The organism is Thioalkalivibrio sp. ALE21 (genome assembly GCF_003208255.1).
In the GTDB taxonomy this organism is placed as follows: domain Bacteria; phylum Pseudomonadota; class Gammaproteobacteria; order Ectothiorhodospirales; family Ectothiorhodospiraceae; genus Thioalkalivibrio; species Thioalkalivibrio halophilus.
The window spans coordinates 1-4492 of record NZ_QKMA01000039.1 but is presented as its reverse complement, the minus strand read 5'-3'; the positions used below and the strand labels follow the sequence as shown (position 1 = coordinate 4492).

4 protein-coding genes and 1 pseudogene are annotated in these 4492 nt (G+C 61.7%); 1 reads left to right on the top strand and 4 read right to left on the bottom strand.

Annotated elements, in window-relative coordinates; all coding sequences use genetic code 11:
* Positions 1-551 (top strand): DDE-type integrase/transposase/recombinase (locus tag D893_RS13625; RefSeq protein ID WP_146220570.1); only part of this gene is annotated, 551 nt, incomplete at its 5' end.
* A 117-nt stretch (positions 552-668) separates the two neighbouring features.
* On the opposite strand, the gene D893_RS13990 is transcribed toward D893_RS13625, so the two are convergent.
* From D893_RS13990 to D893_RS13600, 4 genes and pseudogenes are all read right to left on the bottom strand, one after another.
* Complete coding sequence (locus D893_RS13990) at positions 669-911, bottom strand: hypothetical protein (protein ID WP_244263474.1); 243 nt, start codon at positions 909-911, stop codon at positions 669-671.
* Positions 912-1119: 208 nt separating this feature from the next.
* Positions 1120-2910, bottom strand: coding sequence for a DUF262 domain-containing protein (locus D893_RS13610; RefSeq protein ID WP_110620079.1), 1791 nt, complete (start codon positions 2908-2910; stop codon positions 1120-1122).
* Positions 2911-3005: 95 nt separating this feature from the next.
* The gene (locus D893_RS13785) at positions 3006-4004 is read right to left on the bottom strand and encodes a hypothetical protein (protein ID WP_146220569.1); all 999 of its coding nucleotides are present in this window, start codon (positions 4002-4004) and stop codon (positions 3006-3008) included.
* A 230-nt stretch (positions 4005-4234) separates the two neighbouring features.
* Positions 4235-4492 (bottom strand): annotated as a pseudogene (locus D893_RS13600) (integrase core domain-containing protein); the annotation flags it as partial.

Genomic DNA, 4492 nt, shown 5'->3' with positions numbered 1-4492 from the left:
TGAAGTACCTGCCCCAGATGGCCGACGAGCCCTCGCGCGGTTACCTGTTCGTGGCCATCGATCGGGCCTCGCGCTGGGTCTACCTGGAGGTGCGGCGCTCGAAGACGGCCGACGCCGCGCGCGGCTTTCTGAAGAAGCTGATCGAGCGGGCGCCGTTCCATGTCACGCACGTGGTCACGGACAACGGCAAGGAGTTCACGGACCGCTTTGCGGCCACCGGGGAGCGCAAGCCCACCGGACGCCACCCGTTCGACCGGCTGTGCGCCGACCACGGGATCGAGCATCGTCTGATCCGGCCGAAACGGCCGCAGACCAACGGAATGGTGGAGCGCTTCAACGGCCGGATCGCTGACTTGCTGCGGACCCGGCGCTTCGGCTCGGGGGCGCATCTGAAGGACACCCTCCGGGACTACCAGCGCCTTTACAACCATCAGATCGGGCAGAAAGCGCTGGGGCATCGAACGCCGGTTGAGACACTCAAGGCCTGGCAACAGGAACGCCCCGATTTATTTCGTAAACATGTATACAAACAGCCGGGACCCGACAAGTAGCGATTGCAACGCCCGATATTCGTCGTCCGTGAGGTACTTCGGCAAAAGCTTGCTGAATGTGCTGGTCTCGATGAAGAGCATAACCAGACTATACGGCAACGCCGTACCGTTGTGCAATCACCCCCGCCCCTCCCGCACCCCACACGCATACGCCTCCATGAAATGGTCGCTGACCAGACGCCAGCGGGTGCGCGTCTTGCCGGGGAGCAGGCGCAACAGCTTCGGCAGCAGTTGCACTGCGGCGTAGGCGAAACCGGCCATGACGCCGCCCTTCACGTACCACGGCAGGGTCACCACGCCGGCCGCCTCCAGTCCGGTGAGGCCGCCCCAGGCCAGCAGCAGCGTGAGGTCGGGTTCCACCAGGAGCCCCAGACGGCCTGCAGGGCGGTCAGGAAGCCGCCGTGGACGCGCCACTTGTGGTGGTAGTCGGCGGTGCGCTTGAAGACGGTGACATCGGCGATGATGTCCTGGTAATCGGCCTCGGTGCCCCGCCACGCCAGCACCCAGCGGCGGCCGCCCTCCTCCGGGGTTGAACCGCAGCGCGCCAGATAGGCGTTGGTGCCTCGGCTCACAACCCCTCGTAGTACTCCCGGATCATCGCCGCCATCTGCTTCCGCCGGGCCTCCAGGAATTCCTGATAGTTGTCCGCGGTCACCTCGCCGATGAAGTCGGGGATGGCGTTCTCGGCCAGGTTGGCCTCAAGGTCGCCCTGGTCGGTGATCTCGCCGATACGCAGCTCACCGGTGCGGATCTGCTCGGCGACCCACGCCATGTACTCCTGCGGGGGATGGTCCTTGATGGCGATGTTGACGGGCGTCTCGGTCAGGGCGAAGTTGGCGATCTGGTTGTAGTCCCACTGCTTCGGGTAGCCGTTCTTGATCAAGTGGTTCTTCGGCACGATGTGGTGCATGTCGCCATGGCCCTCGATCATCTGCGCGACGTTGATCGACTTGGAGAGGAAGCCACGGCCCCCCTTGGTCACCCGAGCGGCCAGGTAGATCTGGAACGCGGGGCTGCGCTTGCTCGGCGAGACCAGTTCCTGCAACAGTGCCACCCCCCAGAAGCCCTCGCCCAGCTCCGACTCCTCAATCACTCGCAGGTACTCGGCGGCCCCCAGCTCATTGATCCGGCGCAAGTCCGTCTCCCAGGTCGACTCGAAGCTGCCCACCGCCCGCCCGGTGAGCAGGGTCATCACGAACCAGCGCTTGATCACCCGCGCCCGCTCCCCTTCCGAGAGCTGATCGTTGCCACGCAGGCGGAGGTAGAGGGCATAGGCAAAGTTGAGCGCGTTCTTGGAGCCGATCATGCTGGAATCGATGAAGCCGGCCGACTTGATCATCATGACGAAGCGCTCAAGATGCGTCTTGCTGACCAACTGGTCCAGGGCGCCGGAGAAGCGCGCATACGCGGCCGGGATGCGCTCCTCGTCTATCCGGCGGGTCTCCGGATCGAGGCCGGACAGCTCGCTCACAATGGCCCCCGCCTTGCCGCGGCTGAACCCCACCAGCCCGGCGATGCGGATCACATCGGTGTACTCGGGCTGGAAAAGCTCGTCGGACTGGTTCTTGAGCCACTCGATCTTGGCCAGGTGCGGGGAATCGGCAAACTCGGTGTCGTTGTCGCGGATGTCGTCGAAGGCGTGTCCCGAGACATTCAGGTGGCAGAAGTAATCGATGAGCTTGCGCAGGTTGCGCCCCTCATCGCCGTAAGTCGCGATCTTGCTCATCACGAAATCGGCGCTTGAAAGAGGGACGCCCTTGGCGTTGATGCGGACGAAGATCTCGGCCACCGTATCGACGTCGAGATCATCAGCCAGGGAGATCACACCGACCTGGGCATGCTCGATACCGGCCAGGTTCGTGACCGCCGTCTCGACGCGCTCTTCATCGGCGTCGGGATTCTGTTCGAAGTAACCGCGCAGGAAGCTGAGCTGGCTGGAAGAAGAAAAGAACGCGCTGATGTCATGGATCCACTGGCGGCTGTTGCGGATCGCCGGGGTGAGCGTGGCGAACTCTTCGGTCAACGGATTGAACGCGATAGTGATGGGCTTCCTGTCATAGCGCTTGCCGACCACGGGCAGGCCCGCAATTGCGGCGCGCAGCGCCGTGACGCGCTGCTGGCCGTCGATGAGGATCTGCTGGTGCCGGGCGGTCTCGCCCCCCTTGAGCTTGGCGCCCACCGACTGCCAGGTGATCAGGTAGCCGACCGGATAGCCGTTGTAGAGCGAGTCGATCAGGTCACGCACCTGAGAGGTCTTCCAGACGAACGGGCGTTGCAGTTCAGGGATGGCGATCTTGTCGCTGCGGACGTCGGCGAGGACCTGGCTGACGGCGGTTTGTTTGACTTCGTATTTGGCCATTGGAGCAACTCTTGTGATTCACAATTGGTTTCAGGGATGAGGGACGAACGGGTCCTCCTTTCAGCCAGTGCGTACCGTGGTCCGACCCCGTTATCTCACGCAATGGCACTCGAAGCTGTTTGCGAAACCCAGTACCGGGCGATTTCTCGGGTGATCGCTACGGTTTGTCGGAAGCGTGGCTGGAATTGGTGTGCGGCATATGGGTCAACCGGAGGCAATTGTCCTGGTCGCGGATTACCTGCGTGGACCGACGGGTCCCTCATTTCCTTCGTGATTAAGTTCATTAGTGTGGCCCGGTTCAGTCCTCCATTCGGCCCGCGTGCCTGAAGGGCATCGGCTTCTCCACCTATGGCAGTGGTATAGCACTGTCCCAGTACCGCATCCGGCATGGCTTCCAATAGGGGTTGAAGACCACCCTTTTCCAGTTGCGTGTGCATCGCATGCTCAAGTACCTGGAAATATCCCAATACCTGAGCGTGGGGCCGGTCGCCATTCAGTCCTGCCAGGAAATAGGACATGGCGGTCCCGGAGTACAGACTCTCCTGACGAACATGTTCGTGGGGAATTGGTGTATCAAGTGGAACTGGCTGGACGTAGTGTTTCAGGCGGCGAGGATCTTTGAGAATGGTTTCGATACCGTCTCGGTCTCCGTCGTGACCTAGACCTAACAGCATTCGCTCAAGTGCTTGCACCTCGCGGTAGCTCAGCAGAGTGACGTCGGCGGTCACCGGCTGGTATGTGAATACCTCGTCCCTGAAGTGGATGTTGTCACGGAGAGGATGGTCGGAGGGAACGAGGCTGAGTAGCCATTCGGCCGTTGCATTGAGCGATTCTGGCGTGGGTTGCATGTCCTTTGGGACGAGGCGACTGTATCGTTCTTCCATCAGGCTCGATGCGCTGGAGCCACTTTCGGTCCGGTACTTGTCGGGTAGCAAATCGAACCTGTAGCAGGCGATCACCCAGCTTTGGAGCAGCCCACCCACAGCCCGTTCGTACTGATCGAACCGTGCGTCCAGGAGGGTTCGGCCCGAAGCCGTTTCTTCGGCATTGGCCCAGAAGGGCCCAGGATCCCGCTCGTCCGGATCGCAGTGCATGGGATCATGAACCCAAGTATGGCCTCCATCGCAGTGGATGTATTGGCCGTCTCGGTCCGGCTCAAAATCCGGGCTATTGCCGCGCGCATTTAGCCGCGATTCCGGATGCGTTTCATTCCAACGGAACAGATAGGCGTCTGCGCGACTGAAGATGAACTCGTGCCGTTCTGCAGGAGCTTGCCTTTCGATGCTGTCGAGCGGAGCAAACAGGTACAGCGCCTTTGGTAGTTGTCGGGTCCCGGCTGTTTGTATACATGTTTACGAAATAAATCGGGGCGTTCCTGTTGCCAGGCCTTGAGTGTCTCAACCGGCGTTCGATGCCCCAGCGCTTTCTGCCCGATCTGATGGTTGTAAAGGCGCTGGTAGTCCTGGAGGGTGTCCTTCAGATGTTCTCCCGAGCCGAAGCGCCGGGTCCGCAGCAAGTCGGCGATGCGGCCGTTGAAGCGCTCCACCATTCCGTTGGTCTGCGGCCGTTTCGGCCGGATCAG